Origin of the sequence: Bradyrhizobium sp. OAE829, assembly GCF_040546575.1 — a bacterium.
GTDB lineage: Bacteria > Pseudomonadota > Alphaproteobacteria > Rhizobiales > Xanthobacteraceae > Bradyrhizobium.
Genome location: NZ_JBEPOE010000001.1, coordinates 2,879,045 through 2,901,232, shown reverse-complemented (window position 1 = coordinate 2,901,232; position 22,188 = coordinate 2,879,045). Strand labels below are relative to the sequence as shown.

29 protein-coding genes are annotated in these 22,188 nt (G+C 62.1%); 11 read left to right on the top strand and 18 right to left on the bottom strand.

Features of this window, described 5'->3' with window-relative positions:
- Positions 1-59: 59 nt before the first annotated feature.
- On the bottom strand, positions 60-278 hold the full coding sequence (locus tag ABIE49_RS14155; RefSeq protein WP_192737681.1) for a hypothetical protein: 219 nt from the start codon (positions 276-278) through the stop codon (positions 60-62).
- Between the two features lie 393 nt (positions 279-671).
- Between ABIE49_RS14155 and ABIE49_RS14150 the strand changes: the two genes are divergently transcribed.
- A complete protein-coding gene (locus ABIE49_RS14150) occupies positions 672-1,568 on the top strand; it encodes a TAXI family TRAP transporter solute-binding subunit (RefSeq protein ID WP_354066824.1) in 897 nt (298 codons plus the stop codon).
- Between the two features lie 1,506 nt (positions 1,569-3,074).
- Here the strand turns inward: ABIE49_RS14150 and ABIE49_RS14145 are convergent.
- The 7 genes from ABIE49_RS14145 to ABIE49_RS14115 all read right to left on the bottom strand — a co-directional run bounded on the left by ABIE49_RS14145 (position 3,075) and on the right by ABIE49_RS14115 (position 8,887).
- Complete coding sequence (locus tag ABIE49_RS14145) at positions 3,075-4,028, bottom strand: ribose-phosphate pyrophosphokinase (RefSeq protein WP_192737680.1); 954 nt, start codon at positions 4,026-4,028, stop codon at positions 3,075-3,077.
- Between the two features lie 169 nt (positions 4,029-4,197).
- Entirely contained in the window at positions 4,198-4,821 is a 624-nt protein-coding gene (locus ABIE49_RS14140) for a hypothetical protein (RefSeq protein WP_192737679.1), read from the bottom strand.
- 69 nt (positions 4,822-4,890) lie between these two features.
- Entirely contained in the window at positions 4,891-5,655 is a 765-nt protein-coding gene (gene pgeF, locus ABIE49_RS14135) for a peptidoglycan editing factor PgeF (RefSeq protein ID WP_192737678.1), read from the bottom strand.
- Complete coding sequence (locus tag ABIE49_RS14130) at positions 5,652-6,779, bottom strand: class I SAM-dependent methyltransferase (protein WP_192737677.1); 1,128 nt, start codon at positions 6,777-6,779, stop codon at positions 5,652-5,654. Before ABIE49_RS14130 ends, pgeF begins: the two co-directional genes overlap by 4 nt.
- A gap of 13 nt (positions 6,780-6,792) precedes the next feature.
- A complete protein-coding gene (gene lgt, locus ABIE49_RS14125; protein WP_192737714.1) occupies positions 6,793-7,632 on the bottom strand; it encodes a prolipoprotein diacylglyceryl transferase in 840 nt (279 codons plus the stop codon).
- A gap of 5 nt (positions 7,633-7,637) precedes the next feature.
- On the bottom strand, positions 7,638-8,126 hold the full coding sequence (locus tag ABIE49_RS14120; protein ID WP_192737676.1) for a GNAT family N-acetyltransferase: 489 nt from the start codon (positions 8,124-8,126) through the stop codon (positions 7,638-7,640).
- 26 nt (positions 8,127-8,152) lie between these two features.
- Entirely contained in the window at positions 8,153-8,887 is a 735-nt protein-coding gene (locus ABIE49_RS14115) for a dienelactone hydrolase family protein (RefSeq protein ID WP_192737675.1), read from the bottom strand.
- A 184-nt stretch (positions 8,888-9,071) separates the two neighbouring features.
- Here ABIE49_RS14115 and ABIE49_RS14110 point away from each other — a divergent pair, with 184 nt between their 5' ends.
- From ABIE49_RS14110 to ychF, 4 genes are all read left to right on the top strand, one after another.
- Positions 9,072-9,341, top strand: a complete 270-nt coding sequence (locus tag ABIE49_RS14110) for an accessory factor UbiK family protein (RefSeq protein WP_192737674.1) — start codon at positions 9,072-9,074, stop codon at positions 9,339-9,341.
- A gap of 301 nt (positions 9,342-9,642) precedes the next feature.
- A complete protein-coding gene (locus tag ABIE49_RS14105) occupies positions 9,643-10,383 on the top strand; it encodes a 50S ribosomal protein L25/general stress protein Ctc (protein WP_192737673.1) in 741 nt (246 codons plus the stop codon).
- A gap of 21 nt (positions 10,384-10,404) precedes the next feature.
- Positions 10,405-11,010: an aminoacyl-tRNA hydrolase gene (pth, locus tag ABIE49_RS14100; protein WP_192737672.1), complete on the top strand. Its 606-nt coding sequence runs from the start codon at positions 10,405-10,407 to the stop codon at positions 11,008-11,010.
- Between the two features lie 39 nt (positions 11,011-11,049).
- Entirely contained in the window at positions 11,050-12,147 is a 1,098-nt protein-coding gene (gene ychF, locus ABIE49_RS14095) for a redox-regulated ATPase YchF (protein ID WP_192737671.1), read from the top strand.
- Positions 12,148-12,233: 86 nt separating this feature from the next.
- Here the strand turns inward: ychF and ABIE49_RS14090 are convergent, their stop codons facing one another.
- The gene (locus tag ABIE49_RS14090; protein ID WP_192737670.1) at positions 12,234-12,527 is read right to left on the bottom strand and encodes a DUF4282 domain-containing protein; all 294 of its coding nucleotides are present in this window, start codon (positions 12,525-12,527) and stop codon (positions 12,234-12,236) included.
- Positions 12,528-12,738: 211 nt separating this feature from the next.
- Here ABIE49_RS14090 and ABIE49_RS14085 point away from each other — a divergent pair, with 211 nt between their 5' ends.
- From ABIE49_RS14085 to ABIE49_RS14075, 3 genes are all read left to right on the top strand, one after another.
- Positions 12,739-13,200 (top strand): MaoC family dehydratase, encoded by a 462-nt coding sequence (locus tag ABIE49_RS14085; RefSeq protein ID WP_192737669.1) that lies wholly within the window; start codon positions 12,739-12,741, stop codon positions 13,198-13,200.
- Between the two features lie 8 nt (positions 13,201-13,208).
- Positions 13,209-13,691, top strand: a complete 483-nt coding sequence (locus ABIE49_RS14080) for a MaoC family dehydratase (RefSeq protein ID WP_192737668.1) — start codon at positions 13,209-13,211, stop codon at positions 13,689-13,691.
- Positions 13,692-13,828: 137 nt separating this feature from the next.
- On the top strand, positions 13,829-13,969 hold the full coding sequence (locus ABIE49_RS14075; protein ID WP_192737667.1) for a hypothetical protein: 141 nt from the start codon (positions 13,829-13,831) through the stop codon (positions 13,967-13,969).
- Between the two features lie 62 nt (positions 13,970-14,031).
- On the opposite strand, the gene ABIE49_RS14070 is transcribed toward ABIE49_RS14075, so the two are convergent.
- From ABIE49_RS14070 to ABIE49_RS14040, 7 genes are all read right to left on the bottom strand, one after another.
- On the bottom strand, positions 14,032-14,163 hold the full coding sequence (locus ABIE49_RS14070) for a hypothetical protein (protein WP_283813723.1): 132 nt from the start codon (positions 14,161-14,163) through the stop codon (positions 14,032-14,034).
- A gap of 191 nt (positions 14,164-14,354) precedes the next feature.
- Complete coding sequence (locus tag ABIE49_RS14065; protein WP_192737666.1) at positions 14,355-14,777, bottom strand: hypothetical protein; 423 nt, start codon at positions 14,775-14,777, stop codon at positions 14,355-14,357.
- A gap of 155 nt (positions 14,778-14,932) precedes the next feature.
- Positions 14,933-15,862: a hypothetical protein gene (locus ABIE49_RS14060; RefSeq protein ID WP_192737665.1), complete on the bottom strand. Its 930-nt coding sequence runs from the start codon at positions 15,860-15,862 to the stop codon at positions 14,933-14,935.
- Positions 15,863-16,132: 270 nt separating this feature from the next.
- On the bottom strand, positions 16,133-16,567 hold the full coding sequence (locus ABIE49_RS14055; protein ID WP_192737664.1) for a nuclear transport factor 2 family protein: 435 nt from the start codon (positions 16,565-16,567) through the stop codon (positions 16,133-16,135).
- A 184-nt stretch (positions 16,568-16,751) separates the two neighbouring features.
- Entirely contained in the window at positions 16,752-17,018 is a 267-nt protein-coding gene (locus ABIE49_RS14050; protein WP_192737663.1) for a hypothetical protein, read from the bottom strand.
- Between the two features lie 107 nt (positions 17,019-17,125).
- Entirely contained in the window at positions 17,126-17,569 is a 444-nt protein-coding gene (locus ABIE49_RS14045) for a nuclear transport factor 2 family protein (protein ID WP_192737662.1), read from the bottom strand.
- Positions 17,570-18,743: 1,174 nt separating this feature from the next.
- Positions 18,744-19,553: a hypothetical protein gene (locus ABIE49_RS14040; protein ID WP_192737661.1), complete on the bottom strand. Its 810-nt coding sequence runs from the start codon at positions 19,551-19,553 to the stop codon at positions 18,744-18,746.
- 132 nt (positions 19,554-19,685) lie between these two features.
- Between ABIE49_RS14040 and ABIE49_RS14035 the strand changes: the two genes are divergently transcribed.
- From ABIE49_RS14035 to ABIE49_RS14025, 3 genes are all read left to right on the top strand, one after another.
- On the top strand, positions 19,686-19,877 hold the full coding sequence (locus tag ABIE49_RS14035) for a hypothetical protein (protein WP_192737660.1): 192 nt from the start codon (positions 19,686-19,688) through the stop codon (positions 19,875-19,877).
- Between the two features lie 275 nt (positions 19,878-20,152).
- Positions 20,153-20,539, top strand: coding sequence for a hypothetical protein (locus ABIE49_RS14030; protein WP_192737659.1), 387 nt, complete (start codon positions 20,153-20,155; stop codon positions 20,537-20,539).
- A 234-nt stretch (positions 20,540-20,773) separates the two neighbouring features.
- On the top strand, positions 20,774-20,884 hold the full coding sequence (locus tag ABIE49_RS14025; RefSeq protein ID WP_354066823.1) for an SEC-C metal-binding domain-containing protein: 111 nt from the start codon (positions 20,774-20,776) through the stop codon (positions 20,882-20,884).
- Positions 20,885-21,039: 155 nt separating this feature from the next.
- Here the strand turns inward: ABIE49_RS14025 and ABIE49_RS14020 are convergent, their stop codons facing one another.
- Positions 21,040-21,321 carry a hypothetical protein gene (locus ABIE49_RS14020; protein ID WP_192737658.1) on the bottom strand — a complete coding sequence of 94 codons (282 nt, stop codon included), beginning with the start codon at positions 21,319-21,321 and terminating at the stop codon, positions 21,040-21,042.
- 10 nt (positions 21,322-21,331) lie between these two features.
- Positions 21,332-22,099, bottom strand: a complete 768-nt coding sequence (locus tag ABIE49_RS14015; RefSeq protein WP_192737657.1) for a DpnI domain-containing protein — start codon at positions 22,097-22,099, stop codon at positions 21,332-21,334.
- Between the last annotated feature and the right edge of the window lie 89 nt (positions 22,100-22,188).

Below are 22,188 nucleotides of genomic sequence, written 5' to 3'. Positions count from 1 at the left end.
AGGTTTGAAAATAACCCACCTGAGACATTGGCTCGGGACTTCTTTCCCGCGCTTTGCTTTTAGGACCACGGCGGCTCTTCGCTCGCCCCGGCTGCCTCGTGGTGGGTCGTGACACCCGCCGAACGCAACCCGGTCAGCAATACAGTTCTCACGGAGGCAGGATCAAATCCAATTTCCTTGGCGTTTGGTGGATGTGCTTCGCTGCCCTTCAATCGGAGCGCCAGGTGCAATTGCTCGCAAAGATGCTGAACGACGAGATTGACCTGATCGTCAGTCATGATCGGCTCTCCTGCTGCCAGTTTGCACCCAACTAAGTAGCACACATGAAAATAGGGTGGTACGCGATTGGACCGCCCTTGCGCGCGCTGACGCCGTAATTGAATAGCCCTGCTCTTCGCTGCAGTGCACGAGCCCGCTATTGGCGGCTTTCAGGCCTGCCGAAGCGGCCTGACGACGTCCGTTCATCGGCATTCCCGACAAAGGAACGCCGCTGGAGGAACGCCGCTGGTTCAGGCGCGTTAAAAAAGGCGAAGCAAATCCATTTTGCCCGGTCGTGCTTGTGACGTCGCGGGGTGACGATTTGTCGGCTCAAGCCTTTTCCCTGACGGCGAGCGAATGTCACGCCTGGGGCTGGTCTGGTCGAACAGGTGGGAACAATGAGGATCTGCGGAGTGGTGCGGGTCGGTTTGTTGACCGCATTCATTGCGGCGGCTTGGCTCGGCCAACTGGTCCGGGAGGGGCTCGCCCAAACCCGACCATCCGTTTCTGCGAGTGAACGCGCCAAAGCGCCTGCGCCCAAGGCGAGCGCTCCCAGGAAGGAAGCGGGAGCAGCTGTGAGCCCGTACACCGCAGGATTGGTAACCGGTCCGCCGCAAAGCACCGAGTTCGCCATAACTCAAGACATTGCGACAACCTTGGCCACCGGCCAGGAGACCGGTCCGCGCGGCGAGGTCGCATTGCGGGTGCTCCCGATGGTGGGAAACGGTGGCATCCGTAACATCCTGGACGTGCTTACGCTGGCGGGTGCCGACATGGCGATCGCGCCTGTCGTCCTGGTCGACCGGCTGCGGGAGACAAGGACGATCCCGGACATCCAGAACAAGCTCGTCTACATCACCCCGCTTTTTATCGAAGAGTTCCATCTCCTCGCGCGCTCCGAGATCAGGAGCCTGGCGGATCTTGAGGGAAAGACGGTCAATCTCGGCGAAGAAGGCAGTGCTGCCGCGCTGCTTGGCCGTGAGGTGCTCAACCGTCTGGAGGTGAAGATCAGCGAATTGAACCTGGGGCTGGACGCCGCGCTGGATGGGATGAGGAAGGGGCAAATCTTCGCCAGCCTGCTGGTGTCGGGAAAACCGGTCAACGCGCTCGCCCGCACCGCGCAAATGGATGGCATTCACCTGCTGCCGATTCCGTATTCCCGGGCGCTGCAGCAAGATTATCTGCCATCGACGTTCCGCCGCGAGGATTACCCAAACATCGTTGGGACCGATGAAAGCGTCGACACGATCAAGAGACATCGACGATCACAAGCTATTGGAGGCGCCGGGGTTCGCTGGCGCAGCGCTTGACCACGTCAGCATCTACTTCAACCCGGGTCACCCCGGAGTGGACCTGCCGCATTATCACTTCGTGATCTGGCATGTGACCAGGAAGCAGGAAGCGCGTGTTGCAAAATGACGCGCGCCGACGATGTTCCGTCCTTGCGATAGAAAGGATATGATGGAGCGGATATGATCCGGGACACTCAGTCCTCGGCGGCACCGCCAGACGCATCCCCTCATGGGTTCGCCCCTGGCGATGTCGAAGATGTCGGCCGACTGTGAAGTAGTTTACAGTCCTGTGTTGTTGGCCCGGGCTAGGATGGCGGAAGGCTTCTTTCTTGAAGGAGGCATCAGATGCTCGAGACAATCAGGAACTCCCGATATAGCGCTCGCGGATGGGTGACGATGGCTGGTGCGCTCGTTGTGCTCCGCGCCCTGAATGCATTGCGACAGAGGGGTGAAAGCAAGCGAAGGCCGCCACTCTGGAAACACTTCGACGACACCCATCATTGGGACTCAAGTGCGGAGGAATGGGTCCCCAACGATGATCGTGATCGTGCAACGCATCATGCGTCCCGCACGCCGAATTCCGAGACTCAGGGTCCCTCTCGCTGACCGGGCCCGTCGAGCGGTGCGAGCGCGACAAGTGGCTGGATCGAGATGTGTGTGTCTGCTGGCCGCCTCATAGTGGTCAAGCGATGGGCCGGCGTGGGCTCAAAGCCGCCGGGGCGTTCCATGCGGATGGCAAGCCGCCGGCGTGTGGCCGGGTTACTCATACGAACCACCGACCTTCCCAGCCCCGTTGTTGTGCGACAAAACAACGCGACGGGCAAATCAATTCTGATTTAAAGAAATCGTGTCAAGCCCCGAAATAAAAAATATTTCGCTTTTCACGAAGGGCAAATCAGGGGCATGTTTGTCGCCATCCCGTCCTGGTCAGAAGGGCGTCGGCCGTCGTCACGGACGTTGGGCGGGTTGCGGTGGACGCTGGTTTACGCCTCGACGACGGCGTGGATGAGCGTACGGCAAAACCGTGTGGTCCTGGCGCCCGTTGCAGGTGTCAAGCTGTCGGAGAAGCGCAAGCGGGAACGGCGGCGACGGAGTCAACCAAGAACTCGTCTCCGGGGAGAGCACGGCATAAGCCGTAAAGCCATTGCGCAGGGAAGGCCGGGTGTTCTCCGCTGCCCTGTATGCTCGTGTGCAGCATTTCTTGTGCAAACCGCACACGGGACCGCGGGTGCAGCGCGCACCCGGTCTTCCCTGCGCCCTCAGTTTGAGAGGGCAAGGAAATTTCTGGCAAAGCTCGGGCGCAATGCGTCGCGAGAATGCGAACGTGCGTTCCGCGCACAATGGAGCAACAAACACTGCTGTCGTCCCGGCCTTGAGCACAGATGCGCAATTGCGCATCGGGGGACCCATAACCACAGGGAGAAGTTTTGCGGATGGTCTCTGCTATCGAGGCTTTGTCGAGAGATCACGCTGTATGGGTCCCGGCGTTCGCCGGGACGACATGAAGAGGCGACGTTGCGCCCCTTAATCAAACAAGCTCGAAACAGACTCTTCCGCCGCGGTGCGGCCGATGGCTTCGGCGATCAGCGGCGCGATCGACAGCGTGCGGATGTTGGCGGCCTTGTTGACCGCTTCCGTCGGCAGGATCGAGTCGGTGATGACCAGCTCTTTCAGCCTGGAGCCGGCGATGCGCGCTGCGGCGCCGCCCGACAGCACGCCATGGGAGATGTAGGCGTAGACTTCCTTGGCGCCGTTGGCGATCAGGGCGTCGGCCGCGTTCACCAGCGTGCCGCCGGAATCGACGATGTCGTCGATCAGGATGCAGGTATAGCCGGCGCAGTCGCCGATCACGTTCATGACTTCGGATTCGCCGGCGCGCTCACGGCGCTTGTCGATGATGGCGAGCGGCGCGTTGATCCGCTTGGAGAGGCCGCGGGCGCGCACCACGCCGCCGACGTCGGGCGACACCACCATCACATTGGCGAGGTCGAAGCGTTCCTTGATGTCGCGCACCATCAGCGGCGAGGCGTAGAGATTGTCGGTCGGGATGTCGAAGAAGCCCTGGATCTGGCCGGCATGCAGGTCGAGCGTCATGACGCGATCGATGCCGGCATGCGTGATCAGATTGGCCACCAGCTTGGCCGAAATCGGTGCGCGCGAGCCGACCTTGCGGTCCTGCCTGGCGTAGCCGAAATACGGGATCACCGCCGTGATGCGGCGCGCGGACGAGCGGCGCAGCGCATCGGTGATGATCAGCAATTCCATCAGATGGTCGTTGGCCGGAAACGACGTCGACTGGATGATGAAGGCGTCCGAGCCGCGCACGTTCTCGAGCACCTCGACGAAGATTTCGTTATCGGCAAAGCGGCGGACGCTGGCCTTGGTCAGCGGCAGATCCAGCCCTTCGGCGATGGCCTTCGCCAAAGCTGGGTTCGAATTGCCGGCGACCAGCTTGATGGAGCCATTCTTGGCGGACATCGAGGCCTCTCCCCGCGCCTTGCTGGATACGACGTTCAGCATCTGGGATACCTGTATACCGGCGGGTTTCGATGCGCGAGGAGATATCAGGCAGGTGGCGCGGCTGGCAACCCGTCGCAGCTGTTTTCCCGATTAAAAATGAGCCGATACGGGACTTTACGGGGTAGGCTTAATGGCTGCTGAAGCCCAGCGCGGCGACACCGAATGCACCCTCGGCGGGTGCGGTCTGCTCCACGCTCGCGACCGCGGAGCCGCGGAGGCTGGGGGCCGCCGGCGCGGGCTGCGGTGCTCCCGGTGTGCCGTTGATCATGCCGCTGAGGCCGCTCAGGCCGGCCTGCGCGATCTTCCGCAGCACGAGATCGTCGGCGGCGGCCCAGGCGTCGCGTCCGGCCTTGCCCGCCGGCTCCTCGCCGGACAGCCGCAGCGCGCGCTGCTGGTTGTTGTCGTAGACGTCCCAGACCCAGGCGATCATGGTCTTGCCGCGCACCACCTGCGCCGAGAGATAGCTGCGCACGCGATAGGAAGCGCCGCCCTCGCGCGAGACGATCTGCAGGTTCCGCAGCTTCGATTCGCTGTCGATGACGCCGACCATGCGGTCGAAGACGTGCGGCGGCGGGCCGTCGATCGATTCGAACGCCACGGTCGAACCGCCGCCACTGGTCGCCATCGCGAACGATCCGCTCGCCGCGCCGCCACCGGCGCAGCCGCCAAGCGCGCACGAAACGGCGAACAGCGCCGCGGCGATGATCGCGCGCGGGGCTCGCAGGCAGGAGGCTGGGATGAGGTCCCTCATCGCCCTGCGATATCGTTAAAAAGCATTAAGGTCTAGGGCAGGGAAGCCACAGCAATGGTTCAAACCCAATCACGGTTCCAAGGCGATGGCGTGAACATGCCTTCCGTAATCCGGCTCTTTCCGATGCACCGAGCGGCGGTAGCTGTAGAAGCGTTCGTCGGAATAGGTGTCGACGCCGATGTCGTCGATCATCAGCACGCCGGCATTTTCCAGCCGCATCCGGATGTAGCCGGCAAGGTCGAACATCGAATGGCCGGCGCGCTCCGAAGCAATGAAGTAGGCGGCATTGCCGGCATCGGCATCCAGAAAACGTTCGACGAATTCGCCGCCGACCTCGTAGGAATGCTGGCGGATCAGGGGGCCGATCGCCGCCACCATGCCGCTGCGGTCGGCGCCGAGTCTTTCCATCGCATCCACGGTGGATTCGATTACCCCGGTCAGCGCCCCCTTCCAGCCGGCATGGGCCGCACCGATCACGCGGGCCGTGGGATCGACAAACAATATCGGCCCGCAATCGGCCGCGGTGACGCCGATCGCAAGGCCTTCGGTGCGGGTGACGAGGGCGTCGGCGCGCGGCTTGTCGCCGGTCCAGGGGCCGGTCGCCACCACGGCATCGGGCGAATGGATCTGGTGCACGCTGAGAAAACGATCCGGTGCGACGCCCATCTGCTCGGCCATCCGGCGGCGATTTTCCGCGACGTGGGCGGCATCATCGTTCGAACCGAGGCCGCCATTGAGGCCCTCGTAAATCCCGCCCGATACGCCGCCCTCGCGGGTGAAGAAAGCGTGGCGCAGGCCCGGAATGGCCGAAAGCAACGAGGATCCGTAGGTCATGACGCCTCTTCGCCGGCAGATTCCTGTTCGTCGGACAGGCCCGCGACCGAGGTGAGATGGGGCTCCGTGATCGCCAGCACCTTGAACATGGAGCCCATGCCGCCGCGGCCGCTGTCGGTCAGCCGCTTCAGCGCATTGGAAATATCGGCGGATACTTCCGGCGTGGTCTTGCCCATCAGCGTGAGGGCGCGGGTCTCGATGCCGAGCCGCTTGAGGAACTCGCCTTGCGTCACCGGGCCGTGGGCACGGGCGCCCATGTCTTCGGCGGCGCGCACCAGCGCCTGGAAATCGACATGGGCGGTCACGTCAGCCTGTCCCGGATTCTTCAGGGGATCGGCGAAGCTGTGGCGGGCGATGGCCTGGAAGGTGTCGCCCGCGTCGCTGCGCAGATGGCCGTAATCGATGATCAGCGCCGCGCCGTCCTGTTCGCGAACGCGCTTGGCGATCTTCATGATCTCGGCGTCGGGCCGCCATTCGAACACGGCGCCGACGGGGGCGGCACGCACCAGCGGCGGCAGCAGCACCTCGAAGCGCGGCGTCGGCTCGTCGGCGGCCGCGAATACCAATTTGCCGCCGTCGTCGAGCTTGATCACGCGCTCGTGCCAGCCGGTCTCGCGCTTCACCACCTGGTGGATCGGCAGCACGTCGAAATACTCGTTGGCGAAAATGACCGCGGGGCCCTCGGGCACGTCGTCGATGCTGTCGTGCCAGCTGAGATTGCGAACGCCCGACAGCGTCGCGCGCTGCTTCTCGCGCAGCACCGGATTGATCTCGACGAGGTGTGTGCTGAGCGACTGATAGAGCGGCGGCAGCACCCGCAGCGCGCGCAGCGCGTCCGCCATCATGGTGCCGCGGCCGGGCCCGAGCTCGACCAGCCGCAGCGCCGGCGGCGAGCCGATCGCCCTCCAGACCGAAGCGGCCCACAACCCGAGCAGTTCGCCGAACATCTGGCTGACTTCGGGCGCGGTGGTGAAATCGCCCTCGCGGCCGAGCGGATCGCGCGACACGTAATAGCCGTGGTCGGGATGCATGAGGCACAATTCCATATACCGCCAGACCGGCATCGGGCCTGACGACTGGATCAGCTTCCTGATCTCGGACTGTAGCGGCGAAAGTTCGGTCACGGCCTTCCTTGCCTTAAATGGGCTTCTGCAAATGCTCCGGCGCCTTGCGCCATGCCATCACCACCAGGATGGCTCCGGCAATGATCATCGGCACCGACAACAGCATACCCATTGTCAGCCCGCCCCACAAAAATCCAAGCTGCGGGTCCGGCTCACGGAAGAACTCGCTTATTATTCGGGCAATTGCGTAGATCGCGATGAAACTGCCGAGGATCAGGCCCGGCCGCTTCAGGGCACCCATCCGAATCATGACCGCCAATATCGTAAACAGCAGAATGCCCTCGAGCGCCGCCTCATAGAGCTGGCTGGGGTGGCGCGGCAGCGGCCCGCCATTTGGGAATACCATCCTCCAGGGCACGCTGGAATCGGCCGGCCGGCCCCACAACTCGCTGTTGATGAAGTTGGCGATCCGCCCGAGGAACAAGCCGATCGGCCCGACGCCGGTGGTGATGTCGCCGAGCGACAGGATCGAAATGCCGTGCTTGCGGCAGAACAGCATCACTGCGGCGACGCAGCCGAGGAAGCCGCCGTGAAACGACATGCCGCCGTTCCACAATTCGAAAATCTCGGCCGGGTGCTGCGCAAAGTAGGCGGGATTGTAGAACAGCACGTAGCCGGTGCGGCCGCCGACGATGATGCCGATCGTGACCCACAGGATGAAATCGTCGAGCTGCACCAGCGTGATCGGCGCCGGCCCGCCCCATAATCTCTCATTTTTGACCAGCGACCGCGCATAAATCCATCCCAGTACGATGCCGCCGATATAGGCGAGCGCATACCAGCGAATGGCGATCGGTCCGATCGAGAGCGCGATCGGATCGAATACCGGAAAGGCGATGGTCAGGAAGGGCATCTGGCTCACAGGGCTTTGGTGTAGACGGCATAGGCCACGCCGAAAATCGGCGGAGCGTCATAGGCTTTGACAAAACCCATCTTGAGATACATCGGCAAGGCCACCGTCATGATCGGACTGGTGTGGAGCGCAATCAGCGGTGCTCCGTCGCGTTTGGCCCTGGCGATACATTCCTTGGTCAATGCGTGCCCGATCCCTTTACAGCGAAATGCGGGATCGACGATGAGCATGCGGATGATCGGCCAGCTTTGATCGAAGAACGGGGCCTTGGGACGGTCCGGCCCGAAATAGGCGACCGCGCCGGCGAACTTGTCCTGCAATTCGGCAATGATGACTTCTCCGGTCGTGCCAAGCGCCGAGGTCTTCGACAGGCCGGCGAGCATCGCCGGCCAATCATTGTAGTGATCGCGAAACTGGCCAAAGGCAGCGACGGCTGTCCGATTGAGGTTGTCCGCATCCGAACCTTCATAATCCCTGATTCGGATGTCAGTCATCTCTGCCCTACATCGGAACCTTGCGATCAGGCGGCGAGGTTACGGCGATAGAGCGCCAGCAGCCGCTCCCAATGCCGCTCGGCGGCGTCGCGGTGATAGACCGGCCGCTTCGGGAAGGCGAAGCCGTGATGGGTGCCGGGATAGACCTCGACCTCGTTGTTCGATCCCTTCATGCCCTGCTTCAGCTGCTCGATGATTTCAGCCGGCGCGTAGATGTCGGTTTCGGCGCAGGCGAAGTACAATTCGGCCTTGGTCTTGCCGGCGGCAATATGCGGGCTGTCCGGCTGGTCGGTCGCCAGATGCGTGCCGTAGATCGAGGCTGCGGCTTTCACCTGGTCCGGAAAATGCGTCGCCGCGTTGACCGCGTAGCGGCCGCTCATGCAGTAGCCGACGGTGCCGACGATGGCGGTGTTCGCGGCCTTTTGGGTCGCGGCATAGGCGAGCAGGGCCTTGGTGTCCTCCATCACCATCGGGATGTTGATCGAGGCCATGAACTCGAACATCCGCTTGCGCTCGGGCGCTTCCGGGTCCGGCGGAATCGGCCCCAACTCCATCACGCCGGAGCGGTAATACATATTGGGCAGCATCACGTAATAGCCTGAGGTTGCGAGCCGCCGCGCCATGTCCCGCAGTTCCTCGCGGATCGCGGGCGCATCCATGTAGAACAGGATGACGGGAAACGGTCCGCCGCGCTCGGGATGGGTGATGAAAGTGGTGGTTTTGCCGTCCTTGGTCTGGATGTCGATCTGCTGGTCGATCATGTGCGTTTCTGTTTTCTGATTTTGGTTCTTGGGGCGGGCGCCCGCCACGATTGCAAGGAAAGGAGGGCATGACAAGGCAAACGGACATCACCTTGGCGTTGAACGGCACTCTTGAACCCGGGCGTTTGGATCGCCATTGTCTTGGTGGAAGCAGACCCAGTTGCAGCGACCGGAGCGTTTAGCGATGACCCAGACCAACAATCGGTTTTTCGACGAGATCGGTCGTTTGATGAACGACGCCGCCGGCGCCGCCCAGGGCGTCAAGCGCGAGGTCGATGCGGTTGTTCGCAACCAGGCCGAACGCATCCTGCGCGACCTCGACCTCGTCAAGCGCGAGGAGTTCGACGCGGTAAAGGACATGGCCCGGCTGGCGCGCGAGGAAAACGAGGCGCTGAAGACCCGCATCGAAGCGCTGGAAGCCAGGCTAGGGGGTTCTCAGCCGGCGACCAGTTGAGGGTCTATGTCATGCCCGGGCATAGCCGTTCGAAGAACGGCGTCGCTTCCGCTCGCCTGTGCCCGGGTATCCATCAATCTTCATGAAAAATCCCGCGAAGAGGGATGGATTGCCGGGTCAAGCCCGGCAATGACAGGCTTTGAAGGGGGGCAGAAAAATCCCCTGATTTCCTTGTCATTTTGGTGCTTTGGGGCTAAAAGCCCGCCACGTCCGCAGCCCCCGCACCCCTGGAGGCTTGCTGTCGGACGCTACCGGGCCGCGTTGCGGCCTTTAACTTTTTAGAAAACAAGGACTTAACACGATGGCGACCGTCAAGGAATTGAAGGCGACCGCGCGTCCGCAGAGCGGCAAGGGGGCCGCCCGGGCAGAGCGTCGCGCCGGGAGAGTTCCCGGAGTGATCTATGGCAACAACCAGCCCCCCGTGACCATCTCGGTCGACGACGCCGAACTGCGCCAGCGCATTCTGGCCGGCCGGTTCCTGACCACGATTTACGACATCGATCTCGAGGGCAAGAAGCACCGCGTGATCCCGCGCGACTTCCATCTCGATCCGGTGCGTGACTTCCCGCTGCATGTCGACTTCATGCGGCTCGGCGAAGGCGCCACCATCCGCGTCAGCGTTCCCCTGCATGTGGTCAACGGCGAAGTCTCGCCCGGCGTCAAGCGCGGCGGCACGGTCAACATCGTCACCCACACCATCGAACTCGAGTGTTCGGTCGACAATATTCCGCAGTACATCGAGGCCGATGCCAGCACGCTGGAAATCAGCCACTCGCTGCATCTGTCCGACATCAAGCTGCCCGCTGGCGTGAAGTCGCTGTCGCGTGAAGATGCGACGCTGGTGACCATCGTGCCGCCGTCCGGCTACGCCGAAGAACTCAAGGCGGCGGCTGCGGCTGCCGCTGGCGGTGCTGCGGCTCCTGGTGCTGCTCCGGCGGCGGGGGCTGCTGCTGCGCCCGCAGCGGGTGCCGCTGCTCCGGCGGCGGGTGCGAAGGCGCCGGCGGCTGGCGCCAAGGCGCCTGGCGGCGACAAGAAGAAGTAAGCGAACGCGGGATGCCGCGTCATGCGCCTGTTTGTCGGCCTCGGTAATCCCGGCACGAAGTACGCGAACAACCGGCATAATATCGGTTTCGCGGTCGTCGATGAAATTGCGCGGCGTCATGGTTTCGCACCATGGCGCCGCCGTTTTCAGGGCGAGACGTCGGAAGGCACGCTTGAGCGCGAGCGCGTGGTCCTGCTTAAGCCCACGACCTACATGAACGAGTCCGGGCGTGCGGTGCAGGAAGCCGCGAACTTTTTCAAGCTCGGGGTCGGTGAGATCATCGTGTTTCAGGATGAGCTCGAACTGCCGCCGGCGAAAGTGCGAGTCAAGGTCGGTGGCGGCATTGCCGGCCATAACGGGTTGCGCTCGATCTCCTCGCATATCGGCAACGACTATCGCCGGGTGCGGCTCGGGATCGGTCATCCCGGCGTCAAGGAGCTGGTACACAGCCATGTGCTGTCGGATTTCGCCAAGAGCGATCGGCCCTGGGTCGAGGCGCTGTGCGAGGCGGTCGCCGACAATGCCGGCTTGCTCGCGACCGAGCGCGCCTCGACGTTTCAGAACAAGGTGCACCTGGCGCTGCAGGCCAAGGGATTTTTAGACAAGGGCGATGACGGCGCTGCGTAACGCGCCGCCGACCGCCAGCAACAGACTTCAGGACACGTCATGGGATTCAAATGCGGTATCGTAGGCCTGCCCAATGTCGGCAAGTCGACGCTGTTCAACGCGCTGACCGAGACGGCAGCGGCGCAGGCGGCGAATTATCCGTTCTGCACCATTGAGCCGAATGTCGGCGAGGTGGCGGTGCCTGATCCCAGGCTCGACAAGCTGTCGGAGATCGCCAAATCAGCGCAGATCATCCCGACGCGGCTGACCTTCGTCGACATCGCGGGCCTGGTGCGCGGCGCCTCCAAGGGCGAGGGCCTCGGCAACCAGTTCCTCGCCACCATCCGCGAGGTCGACGCGGTGGCGCATGTGGTGCGCTGCTTTGAGGATTCCGACATCACCCATGTCGAAGGCAAGATCGCGCCGCTGGCCGATATCGAGACCATCGAGACCGAGCTGATGCTGGCCGATCTCGACAGCCTCGAAAAGCGCGTCGACAACCTTTCAAAGAAGGCCAAGGGCAACGACAAGGACGCCAAGGAACAGCTCGACCTCGTCAACCGCGCGCTGGTGCTGCTGCGCGACGGCAAGCCGGCGCGGTTCCTCGAACGCAAGGCGGAAGAAGAGCGTGCCTTTGGCATGCTCGGCCTGTTGACGTCGAAACCGGTGCTCTATGTCTGCAACGTCGAGGAAGGCTCGGCCAAGGACGGCAACAGCTTTTCAAAACAGGTGTTCGAGCACGCCAAGAAAGAGGGGGCGGTCGCGGTGGCGATTTCGGCCAAGATCGAATCCGAGATCGCGACTTTGTCACGCGAGGAGCGCGCCGAGTTCCTCGATACGCTCGGCCTCGAAGAGGCCGGCCTCGACCGCCTGATCCGCGCCGGCTACCAGCTGCTCGACCTCATCACCTATTTCACCGTCGGGCCGAAGGAGGCCCGCGCCTGGACCATCAACCGCGGCACCAAAGGGCCTGCGGCGGCCGGGGTGATTCATACCGATTTCGAAAAGGGCTTTATCCGCGCGGAAACCATCGCCTATGCCGACTATGTCGCGCTGGGTGGCGAAGCCGGCGCGCGCGATGCCGGCAAGCTGCGGCTGGAGGGCAAGGAATATGTCGTCGCTGACGGCGACGTCATGCATTTCAGGTTCAATAACTAAGCATGATCCGGAAAAGTGGGCACCGGTTTTCCGAAAGGATCATGCTCAAACAAGAAATAAAGCGGGATGACTGTTAGTCATTGCGCTCAATGCGTCTGGCCCTGGTCGCGGATTGCGCCGAGGTGCTCGTTGATGCGGAACACAATCAGGATGAATTCTGCGGCGATGCGTGAGAACACCACGCCGACCACGACGCTGGCGATCGAGGACAGCAGCACGATGAATCCGCCGAACGGGCTGATCGCCATCGCAGCTAGCCCTGAGAAAATGCCGGATATGCCGAACAGCACGATCAGGCCGATCACCAGCCAGTAAAAGGTCTTGATGATCGTGGGCGTGATAAAACGGTCCCACTGAAACAGATCCTGAAAATCGAACATCGGTGGTTCTCCCGGCAAGTCGAAAGTGATTCGCGTCCAGCCTCGCTCCTGAGAGCACAGGGCCTAGCTCCGAATGGGGTCCCGAGCAAGCCGAAGGCGGGCACCGGTCGCGACGGTGTTCGCCCCGTCGGGCACGAGCCATGCGGGTGGACGGGTTGAGATTGCTGCAAATAACGGCCACAATCGGGCTTCCGCACTGTAAAATCCCATCATGACAACGCTCACCTTCGAAGATTTCAAACCCGGCCATTTCGGTACGTTCGGACCGCGCCACGTCACGCGCGAGGAGATCCTGACTTACGCTGCGGAGTACGACCCGCAGCCGATGCATCTGGACGAAGCGGCCGCAGCCAAGTCGATGCTGAAGGGCCTTTCCGGGTCGGGCTGGCATCTTTGCTCGCTCATGATGCGGATGATGTTCGACGGCTTCATCGGCCGCACCGCGTCGATGGGCTCGCCGGGCGTCAACGAGATGCGCTGGCTCTCACCACTTCGGCCGGGTGATGATTTGACGCTCGATATCGAGGTCGCGGAGGCGCGAGTCTCGCGCAGCCGTCCCGAGACCGGCATCGTGACGTTCAAGGGTGTGGTCAAGAACGCCGCCGGCGTGACGCTGTGCGAGATGGTGTCGCCGATCATCGTGCGCCGTCGCGCCGATGCCGCGGCGGAATAGGATCTTCGATGCGTTTCTTTGAGGACATTGAAATCGGATCGCGGCGTGAGCTTGGATCGTTCACCTTCACCGCCGAGCTGATCAAGCAGTTCGCCGCGCAGTTCGATCCGCAGGCGTTTCACCTCGACGAGGAGGCGGGACGCCAATCGCTGTTCGGCGGGTTGGCGGCGTCAGGATGGCATGTCGGCTCTGTCTGCATGAAGCTCTTGGTCGCCGACGGCCAGCGTCTGACGCGGGAGGCCATCGCGCGCGGCGAGGAAGTTGCGGTCTGGGGACCGTCGCCCGGCTTTCGCGAACTGCGCTGGATCAGGCCGGTACTGGCCGGTGACACCATCAGTTTTTCGAGTGTCGTCGAAACCAAGCGCACGTCGGACAAGCGTCCCGAATGGGGCATCCTGCAGGCCCGCAATACCGGCGCGAACCAGCGTGGCGAACAGGTGTACTCGTTTTTGGCCACCGCCTTCGTGCCGCGGCGGAACGCGGGTTCCTGACCCGAGCCGGTATGCTTAGCGAACCGTTTTCTTAGTCCGGGCGCAGTTTACCATTCTGCGAAGCAATTTATTTGCTAACACATTTTGAACTTTCTGCCTGCCATATGAGACCTAGGGGAAGTACCGAGGGCACGACCATGGCAGATCGCAGTCACCTGAAACTTGTCGGCTTTATTTTCGCTACCGTCACGCTTTGCGTGATGCTGACGACTGCGATGGTGGTGAAGGGTTATGCCGACGGCGGCTACACGCTCGAGAGCACGTCGTCCGTCCAATAAGGTCAGGCTTTGCTAACCATGGCGCTGGATCGTACCAGCACCTGGAACTGATCGTCGCCGGATCAGCTGTTCCAGATCAGCGTCATCAGCACCACCGCAACCGTCAGCAGTCCGACGAACCGGACCATGAGCGTGCCCATGCCATGTGCCGAATGCGGCAGTGGATGGGTGTTGTTGGGCTGACCGTTTTGCATCTCGTATCCCTGGAAGTTTGCCTACCGTTGGTGGCGGCACCCGTCCCTTGATCCCGACGCGCTGCTTATAAAGTTCAAAACAGCCACATATCAAACGAAACCGCCGCCTTCTGTTGAAGAAGACGGCGGGTGTAGGATTTTTGCAACGGTCTGGAATCAGTAAAAGATCCCGGATCAGCCAAGATCCCGGATCAGCTGTTGCGCAGCCCGTCGGCGGCGCGCTTCCACTGCGTGACGTTGTCGGCGATCATGCGCGTCGACTTCATCGCCGCCTGGCTGAGCTGCGCATAGCCGGAGATCTCGCGCTGAACGCGCTGGCCTTCGGCATGCAGGAGATCGCGCAGGCTCTCCAGTTCCGAGATCAGCTTCTCGATTTCAGCAAGCGAGGTGCCGGCGACGCGCTGGATCAGCGAGTTGACGTTGTTGACGGTGGCCTCCGCGCTGGCATCGAGCGGCACGGTTTCCGTGGCACCGGCAGGCGGACGGCGCAGATAGGCGATGTCGTTGCGGACGAAGTCGCGGATCCCGGCCTCGACTTCCGACACCGCAGCGAGGTTGCTGTCGACGACATCCTCAGTTGATTCAACTTGTTCGGTTCGATTGGTAGCGTTCATCGGCCATTCCTCTGTTTCGCGAAAAGCGAGCGCGGACGTCCCCCGCACGACGAAGTGAAGCGTTCCTATCAGTAGTGCGGAATTTGACCGCATCTGGGCCAATATGCGGCAATGCTGCATCATTCTGAAAAGGATTGGCGAAGAAGTGCAGGGGCTTACCAGCTGCGCTTGAAGCCTGCGCCAAAGCTCTTGTTAACCACGCCCGAGGGGGTCTCGCCGACCGAACCCGAGATGGTGACGCCGTCGAACAGCTTTTGCTCGGCGCCGACCTTGCGCAGCCATTTGTCGTCCGCGGTCGACAGCGTCTGGCCGGCCATGAAGCTCGTGCCGGTGTCGGCGATGCTCAGTCGCGCCGACTGGTCGGTCTCATAGCTGCGGGTCGGATGGCTGATGATGCCGGGCACGGGAACGATGCCCTGCTGGATCAGATTGTAGCTGTTCTGCAGCGTCAGCGAATATTGCTCGTTGAGCGGCAGCGATTTGCTCAGGGAGGTGCCGAGCTTGCTCTGGTCCGCCCCGGGATCGACGCGGGCTTCGACTGACGTCTTGTCCCAGATCGCGCCGACACCCGGCGCTGTGATCGCGGCCCAGGCGGTGCCGGACGATTGCGGCAGGCTGCCGCCATTGGCGAGTTTTTCCGACAACAGCTCCTGGGCCGTCAGCGTGCCTTGCCGGGCAACCGTCATGTCGGCGCCGATCCGCGCATCCCAGAACGGGGTCAGCGATTGCTTGACCGACACGGCGGAGCTGCCGTTCGCCTTTTCGTTCGCCGACCAGGCCATGTCCGCGCTGGTCGCCGCTGCGGCTTTCGACGCGGCGCGGGTTTTTGCGCCAAGCCCGGTCAGGGGCGCGGCATCGAGGTCGAGCTGGCTCCAGTCGAGCTTGCTGACGTCGATATCCTTCATGATATCGAGGTCACTGACATCCGGCGCCGCCGCGACGTCGGGCGCCGCTTCCTCCGCCGTCTCCTCGGTGTCTTCATCGGCGGGCGGCGTTTGCGCCGCCACGGCCAATACCGCGGCCAGGCTGAAGCCGGCCACCAGCAACGGCAGCCTTATCCAGCCAAATCGTGTCGAGGAAATCATAACCCGCCCGCATTCCAAATCAGGCAGAGAATGCGTCGGCGGTGGTGCGAAATTATGGCGAGGGCGCATTCGCGCGCCCTCGCACTCCGTCATGTCCGGGCTACAGCGCCGAGGGCGGCCTCGCTGCTCGATCAAGCGCGAAGCGTGCCTCGACGTGTTGTCGCAACCACGTCTTCCAGGGGCTGGTGAGGAGGACGTGGGTCCCCGCGATTCTCCAGCGCGAAGACGGGCTTCGCGCTTTTGTCCGGCCATGACGAAAGGGATTGGCGGCTAGACCGCCATTCGCGGCAGATGGATGGGATAACCCACCGCCTGCTCGACCAGGTCGAAGGTGTCGACCAGCACGCGCAGGTTGGTCAGCTTGCCGGCCTTGAACTGCGCGAAATGCGCGACCCGCAGGCTGATCGGCTTGTTCGAATCCAGCGCGGTCAGTGAGTAGCGCATCATCGAGGCGGCCGAATCGACCCCCAGCATGATCGACTCGCGGTCGAAGCGATGGACGCGGACGTTCTCGGCGATCTGCCTGACTACCTCGATCACGGCCGCTTTGCCCCGGCGCGAGCCGAAGAACGGAAACATGTCGATCGGGCCATAAATCGCCCAATCGACGTCCTCGTCGAGCAGGGCGTCGAGATCGGCGGGCTGGCGTTCATTGATCGCACGATGCAACGCGCGAGAAAAACGCCAGAGACTATGCTCTGTCATTTGAGATGGTCCTTGAAACTGATTTCAAACGGCAACGGCCCAGGGGGCGTCCGCATCGACGCCGTGCCAGTCGCTAAATTCATTCGTACACTAACAATAGGCGTTTTTCGCTAAAATACAACCGACGTTTTTGCATTGCCCAAATGCAGGATTTTCCGTGTTTTTACCGCCCCTGGCGCCGCTTTTACCGCTCCCGGCGGCGCACCGGCTCGCGCTCGATGGCGATTTCGGCGTCCTTGATCGCGATCACGCCGAACAACAAAGCGCCTGCGATCCCGCCGATTGCGGCGCCCAGCGGCATGAAGGTGAAGAACACCAGCATGCCGTTATAGCCTTCAAAACTCGTGACTTTAAAGATTTCGACCCAGGCGAGCCCGGCCCCGATTCCAAGCGCTGCACCTCCCAGCGCCCCCAACGCCAAACCCAGCAGAGCCAGCAACGCGATCTTCATATGTTCTTTTGCCCCGGAAAAAGCCTTGTGGTGTGTCGCCGCCGGGGCGGTGAGGTTCAACGTCGTCGGGAAAATAAGGCCCGGACGGCCAGGGCCAAAGGCCGGCTCTATTCCGGCTTGTCGCCCTTCAGGATCGCGCTGACGTCGCGCTCCAGCACCTGCTCGACCATGTCGAAAGTGTCGATGATCTCGCGGATCTGGGCGATGCGGCCGTCGCGGAAGGTATAAAACGCCGCGATGTCAAAATGCACCATCCGCTGATTGCTGCGCTTGCGGAAGAACACCCGGATGTTGGCCGCCACCCTGTCGCCCTCGGCGACCAGGATCGGCACCTCGCAGCGCATCTCGGAATAGCGGGCGTGGACGGTGGTCCACATCTCGCGCATCGCTTCCGTGCCCCGCCGATGCCCCATGTGGGGAAGCAGGTCGACCGGGGCGTTGGCGACGAATTCGACGTCGTCGGTGCAGCGCGCCAGCGCGCCCTCGATGTCGCCGCCATAGTAGACGTCGAGGAAATTCAGTAGGCGCTGCCGATGCAGGTCCGCGGTCATCCGATCTTTCTCCGCCGAGTCTCAACCTGCGCCGCGGCGGCCGGTTCCACAGCGAACGCCATAACAAAGCGGCCGATCCGCAAAAGCAGGCACAAAGTCTGACGTCGCCAGCGTGGAAACGGTTCACTACCGCCAGCTGCAAGCCTTCAATCTACACGTGCAGCCGACGCCCGGATCCATTGTGGGCCGAACCGCTGGATTGGCAATGCGAGGAACTACGGAGACCGCTGGCGTACGCTGCACCAGCGCGGCCGACGGTGCGTTCGCGTGCGAATGAAATGGATTCGAATTTCAAAGAGCCAGGCCGTCTTACCGACGATGCCACTCCACACCGTGCTGTCGTCACCCGCCACCGGGTCGGCCGAATGGCCGCCCGATGACAGGCTCCGGTCGGGTGATCCAGTACGCCGCGGCTTATCGGTTCTATCATCGGCGTCTCTGGAATACTGGGTCGCCCGGTCAAGCCGGGCGATGACAGCTGGGTGTGTGGCCGCATTCTCGCGACGCATTGCGCCCGAGTCTTGCTTGAAGTTCTCGCCCTCCAAGAATCCAGAGGGCGCAGGGAATGCCGGATGCGCGCTGCACCCGCGGTCTCGTGTGCAATGTGCACAAGGAAGTGCGCACACGAGCATACAGGGCAGCGGAGAACATCCGACATTCCCTGCGCAATGGCTTTACGGCTTATGGCGTGCTCTCCCCGGTGAGACGGCCCCTATTGCCACCGTCGCCCCTCGGAAGCGTTAGCTCCCGAAAGACTTGACGCCGTTACGGGCGCCAGGACCACACGCTTTCGCCGTACGCTTCAGTCGCGACCGTCAATCGCAACTGTTACGTCCACCGCAACCCGCCCCTCGTCGTGACGACGGCCGACGCCCCTCTGAGTGGGACGGGATGGCCAAAGATATGCCTCTGATTTGGGTGGATGGAAACAAGAATATTTTCGCTTTTCAGAAATTATTGTCTTGACACGATTTCCGTAAATCGGAAGTGATTTGCCCGTCGTGCCGTTTTGCCGCAGCTGGCTACTATTGTAATCGTCGTCCCGGCGAAGGCCGGGACCCATACCCACCAGCGGCAATTGGTACAGACGCTGGTCGTTATCTTCCTTTTTCACCAACGTCCGCCGCGGCGTATGGGTCCCGGCCTTCGCCGGGACGACAAGACTCACAACGCCTCACCCCTGCGGCGTCACCTTGCGGGTGGCGAGATCGATGATGAACTTGCCGCGCTTCTCGTAGCCTTCCGGCACGTACGCCTCGCCGCGCGAAAGCTTGCCGAAAACTTCCTTCGGCCTCGGAAACCCCTTGCGGCAGGCCTTCCTGATCGTGCTCGCGTCGGCATGGCGAACCGTCACGGTCACGGTCTGCGGCCGCGGCCCGGCCTTGATGTCCGAGACCTCGAAATATTTCGAACGCTCCTTGCAGGTGACGACGTTGGCGCCATAGGCGCGAATGGAATCTACCGCGGTGATCAGAAAATCCGGCGAGATGCTGACGTTCCTGCCGTAGTCCTGGGTGAACACGAACTCAGCGACGCCGGTTTCCAGATTGCCCTGGCCGATATGGCCGGTGATGCACATCAGCCAATCCTGCTGCGCGCTCCGGGCCATGTTGATGCAGTCATTGACCTGCGAGCCCGGCTGGAAGCTTCGGAAAATGCTTTTGCCGCCGCTCTGCTCGAACACGACCGAGCCGCCATTGTCGGTCGCGTGCGGCTCGCATCCGCTCTCGTAATTGACCACCAGCAGCGGATTGCCCGCGGCGATGAACCGGCCGCTATGGCGATCTGCGGTCAGCTTGACGTCGCATTCGCGGTTTCCCGCATCCGGATAGTTCTTCGCCCGCTTGCAGGTCGATCCCTCGATATCGGCGGCGTCGCAAAACGTCGACAGCAGCGCACGGTCGGCATCGTCGGCGCGAGCCGGACTGGCGAGCAGGCAGGCGCCGGCAATGGTCAGCGCAACGAAGGCATGAATTTTCGGCATCGGGCAGATCATGTTTCGGTCGGCGGGAACAATTAGTTCATGTTGGCTTGGTCGGCGCAAGGCGGGGCCGCGTTCACGCCGGGAACGAGTCCGGCCTGTCCCGCGTTTCTCCTCCTATCAATGGAGAATCTGATGACCAAACCGCTTGAAAAAACCATTACGCCCGTTCCCGAGGAGAACAGGAGCCACAAGGGCCCCGGCAGCACGCCGAAGGTGCCCGTCGACACCACCAAGGGCCATCGCGACGACGAGAAGAACAACATCAACGAGCAGGGCGACCACGGGAATATGACGCAGAACACGAGCAACCGGCGGTCGGGGTGATCGCTTCAACCTCGCCCCGCTTGCGGGGAGAGGTCGCCCGGCGAAGCGTAGCGAAGTCGGGCGGACGAGGGGGTACAGGTCCGACAATTGCACCGATCTCGCGGTGAGAGCCCCTCACCCCAACCCTCTAAGAGCGAGCTTCGCTCGTCTCGACCCCGTAAAGAACGGGGAGAGGGGGTAACTTGAATCCGTGACACGCATCACGTCACACCCCTGCGCAAGCACCTATCCTGGCGGCATCAACGTCCCCAAGGGGACCACAGGAAGCCGCCGCCATGAACGCCATGTCAGCCCCGAAATCCAACTCGCGGAACCGTCTCGAAGGCTTTGTGCTGACCGCGCTGTTCCAGGGCTTCCCCACCTTCGCCGCCGCCGCGCTGATGCTCAAGCTCGTCGGCAGCCATGAAATCGTCGGCCAGCGCTACGGCGCCGCGATCTTCGTCGTGCTGGCCGCGCTGTTCTACGCCCTGTTGACGCCGTGGCTCGCGCGCAAATTCCCGAAGCGGTTCGGGTACGGCTTCGAACCGCTGTTCTTCGACGCCAGCCTGTCCTTCATCGAAAAGATCGCGCGCTGGCGGACACAGCCGCTGACCTCGCTGCAACTGGTGACCAACGTGATGCTGCTGTCGCTGCTGGCGGTCGGGATCGCGAGCGTGGGGTAGGGCTGTTGTGCGTTAGCTAAAGCGGTTCGAATTCTCATTCCGTCTCCAGTCGTTAAGTTGTATTGCGCGCACACGCTTGGTGGATGAGCCGCGCGGCGACAGGCCGCGCTCTCGACCAACGGAGGTGTATCATGCGCAAGAACAGCGATTACGAAAACCTCCCCTGCTTTCAGCGTCACGCGTAAGCGGCGGAAGTCATTCCCCTCGGAAACCCATGTCAAGCGTGGACGGCGTGTGGTCCATGGCGATGTCGAGCTGATCGAAAAGCTTGGCCGCAATGATTTGTGCCCGTGCAGTTCCGGACGCAGGTTTCAAAGCCTGCTGCATGAAGTCCGGTGCTTATGATGGATCGAACCGGGATTATTACTTTTAGGGAGTATCGGTGGAATCTCCGCCGTCATTCCGGGGCGCCGCGAAAGCGGCGAACCCGGAATCCATAACCACGATCGGGAGTGTGGATTCCGGACAGCCGCTGCGTGGCTTCCGGAATGACGACGACCTTAATCCGTTTCAACAACCGCAAGAAACTCTTCGGCCTTTGCGCGCGTGGGAAAACGACCAAGCTCGCGATAGTCAGGATCGTGTTCGGCCGAACTCGGCGAGCGAATGGCGACAAACTCCGCACCGTCCGGCGCGATAATTTCGGTCAGGTCCTCGCTATGGCACGGCGACATGTGCCGTGCGCCGCAGTGCGGGCAATCGTCGTCGCAGGTGCAGGACCACTCGTCGGTCCAGACGCGCGTGCAACGGGCGCATCGATAGACATTGAGAAACCATGCCACGTATTTCCTCCTACGATCGCAAACGATAATTTCCTCGGGAAACGAATTCGATAAACCCTCGGTCACGTAGAAACTGTAGCTGCTGGCGTATCTTTGGTTTGACGTTCTGATTGCCGGGATAGAGCTTTGCCAGCCTTTCCTCGAAGGCATAGATCTCATCCAGCGTGAAGTCCCGTTTTCCAAGCGCTTCCACGCATTTCATGACGTCGAGCAGCCAGCCTCGGGTCTCCAGTGATTGGTCTCTCAGAAACAGCGTTCTTTGCCATTCCCCGAGAACGGCGTCCTTCGGTCGAATAACACCGCCCTTGACGATGTGAATCTTGCCCGACTCCGGAATCCGGCTGAGCAGGATGTTCGACCCGATCCATCCAGCGCGCCGCGCAGTCGCAGCGAGCGGCTTACGTTCTTCGATAATGTCCCGGACAAAGAAGTGCTTGGGCACGATGAGCAAATTGACGACCGCAAGTGATTGGAGGTCGTAGTTCATCAGCAAGAGGCTTGGATTGTTCTTGGCGGCAAGCCGTTCGCACTTCGTCCTGAACGCGCCGTCCACGACCCTCCTGCCAAATTTGCCCTTCTGGCTCTTGAGTTCAAACTCCTCGCTGCAGGACGGGCAGAAGAAATCGGCAAGAGGACTGTTGTTGGGGAAGGGAGAAATCCTGGCGCCGCCGCAGTGCGGGCAATACGCCCAGGCGCGGACCCACGCCTCCGTCCATGCCTTGGCCTTCTGGGAGCCGCTGCTGTAGCCGGTTTGCGATTCTTCGAAGCCGAGTTTCATGGCGTCAGCCTAGCGAGACTCGCTCGGATTGCCAGCGCGATGGGAGGCGAATTACCAAGTTCGGATATGCCGGATCGCACCAACAAGCT

Bases quoted from the DNA above. Each gene is read 5' to 3' on its own strand.
- ABIE49_RS14155 (WP_192737681.1), bottom strand. From the start codon at position 278: ATGACTGACGATCAGGTCAATCTCGTCGTTCAGCATCTTTGCGAGCAA.
- ABIE49_RS14145 (WP_192737680.1), bottom strand. From the start codon at position 4,028: ATGTCCGCCAAGAATGGCTCCATCAAGCTGGTCGCCGGCAATTCGAAC.
- ABIE49_RS14140 (WP_192737679.1), bottom strand. From the start codon at position 4,821: ATGAGGGACCTCATCCCAGCCTCCTGCCTGCGAGCCCCGCGCGCGATC.
- pgeF (WP_192737678.1), bottom strand. From the start codon at position 5,655: ATGACCTACGGATCCTCGTTGCTTTCGGCCATTCCGGGCCTGCGCCAC.
- lgt (WP_192737714.1), bottom strand. From the start codon at position 7,632: ATGCCCTTCCTGACCATCGCCTTTCCGGTATTCGATCCGATCGCGCTC.
- ABIE49_RS14120 (WP_192737676.1), bottom strand. From the start codon at position 8,126: ATGACTGACATCCGAATCAGGGATTATGAAGGTTCGGATGCGGACAAC.
- ABIE49_RS14115 (WP_192737675.1), bottom strand. From the start codon at position 8,887: ATGATCGACCAGCAGATCGACATCCAGACCAAGGACGGCAAAACCACC.
- ABIE49_RS14110 (WP_192737674.1), top strand. From the start codon at position 9,072: ATGACCCAGACCAACAATCGGTTTTTCGACGAGATCGGTCGTTTGATG.
- ABIE49_RS14105 (WP_192737673.1), top strand. From the start codon at position 9,643: ATGGCGACCGTCAAGGAATTGAAGGCGACCGCGCGTCCGCAGAGCGGC.
- pth (WP_192737672.1), top strand. From the start codon at position 10,405: ATGCGCCTGTTTGTCGGCCTCGGTAATCCCGGCACGAAGTACGCGAAC.
- ychF (WP_192737671.1), top strand. From the start codon at position 11,050: ATGGGATTCAAATGCGGTATCGTAGGCCTGCCCAATGTCGGCAAGTCG.
- ABIE49_RS14090 (WP_192737670.1), bottom strand. From the start codon at position 12,527: ATGTTCGATTTTCAGGATCTGTTTCAGTGGGACCGTTTTATCACGCCC.
- ABIE49_RS14085 (WP_192737669.1), top strand. From the start codon at position 12,739: ATGACAACGCTCACCTTCGAAGATTTCAAACCCGGCCATTTCGGTACG.
- ABIE49_RS14080 (WP_192737668.1), top strand. From the start codon at position 13,209: ATGCGTTTCTTTGAGGACATTGAAATCGGATCGCGGCGTGAGCTTGGA.
- ABIE49_RS14075 (WP_192737667.1), top strand. From the start codon at position 13,829: ATGGCAGATCGCAGTCACCTGAAACTTGTCGGCTTTATTTTCGCTACC.
- ABIE49_RS14070 (WP_283813723.1), bottom strand. From the start codon at position 14,163: ATGCAAAACGGTCAGCCCAACAACACCCATCCACTGCCGCATTCGGCA.
- ABIE49_RS14065 (WP_192737666.1), bottom strand. From the start codon at position 14,777: ATGAACGCTACCAATCGAACCGAACAAGTTGAATCAACTGAGGATGTC.
- ABIE49_RS14060 (WP_192737665.1), bottom strand. From the start codon at position 15,862: ATGATTTCCTCGACACGATTTGGCTGGATAAGGCTGCCGTTGCTGGTG.
- ABIE49_RS14055 (WP_192737664.1), bottom strand. From the start codon at position 16,567: ATGACAGAGCATAGTCTCTGGCGTTTTTCTCGCGCGTTGCATCGTGCG.
- ABIE49_RS14050 (WP_192737663.1), bottom strand. From the start codon at position 17,018: ATGAAGATCGCGTTGCTGGCTCTGCTGGGTTTGGCGTTGGGGGCGCTG.
- ABIE49_RS14045 (WP_192737662.1), bottom strand. From the start codon at position 17,569: ATGACCGCGGACCTGCATCGGCAGCGCCTACTGAATTTCCTCGACGTC.
- ABIE49_RS14040 (WP_192737661.1), bottom strand. From the start codon at position 19,553: ATGCCGAAAATTCATGCCTTCGTTGCGCTGACCATTGCCGGCGCCTGC.
- ABIE49_RS14035 (WP_192737660.1), top strand. From the start codon at position 19,686: ATGACCAAACCGCTTGAAAAAACCATTACGCCCGTTCCCGAGGAGAAC.
- ABIE49_RS14030 (WP_192737659.1), top strand. From the start codon at position 20,153: ATGAACGCCATGTCAGCCCCGAAATCCAACTCGCGGAACCGTCTCGAA.
- ABIE49_RS14015 (WP_192737657.1), bottom strand. From the start codon at position 22,099: ATGAAACTCGGCTTCGAAGAATCGCAAACCGGCTACAGCAGCGGCTCC.